Raw genomic sequence first — 608 nt, 5'->3', positions numbered from 1 at the left:
AAGGACGAGCCAGCAGTTCTGCGGGAGCCCCGCGAACAGGAGTTTTCCGTGACGGGCGGTTCGGACGAAGCGTTGGTTCTCGAGGCGTGACCGGAGCGTCCGAGTCGAGACGCGGTCGAGCATTTCTGGCGCCATCACGCGCACTCCGTCGATGCGCCGGTTCAGGGCGGTGGACTCGAGATATCTTCTGAAGACTTCGACGTCGGGCAATTCCGGCACGGTGAGACTATCGTTCCTGGCGGGCTACGGCCCTTCCTTGTAGGTGAAGACGCGTCCCCAGAGGCTCTTCGTGCCCCAGATCCCCGACCGGAGACACTCGAGCTGCACGATCTGGCTATGATCCACGAAGAGATTGACGTCTGGTCCGTAGTTCTTGATGTACCAGCCGAACACGTCCGGGTCGGCCGCCTCGAACATCACGCGCTCCAGGCCGAGCGCATCGATGATCCGCGCCGCCACGTCCGTGCGCCACGTCTTGACGCTCTCCGTGATCCCTTCCGACTCGATCATGACGATCTCCGCGCCTGCGTCAAGGAACCGCTTCGCCTGCGTGATCGCCCATCCCGCGTCCCGCGGGCCTTCCGCCTCGAGCTCCGCGACCGCGGTGG

The 608-nt window shown here is 64.5% G+C and carries 1 protein-coding gene and 1 pseudogene (1 of these 2 running past the window's edge); both read right to left on the bottom strand.

The features are described from left to right. Window positions 1-219 (bottom strand): annotated as a pseudogene (locus GEV06_28680) (Fpg/Nei family DNA glycosylase); it reaches 366 nt to the left of the window's first position. Between the two features lie 24 nt (window positions 220-243). Then, window positions 244-608 (bottom strand): phosphosulfolactate synthase (locus GEV06_28675; protein MPZ21822.1); only part of this gene is annotated, 365 nt, incomplete at its 5' end.

Source organism: Luteitalea sp. (assembly GCA_009377605.1).
Lineage (GTDB): Bacteria > Acidobacteriota > Vicinamibacteria > Vicinamibacterales > Vicinamibacteraceae > WHTT01.
The sequence above is the reverse complement of the archived record's forward strand: the minus strand, read 5'-3'. Positions and strand labels throughout refer to the sequence as shown.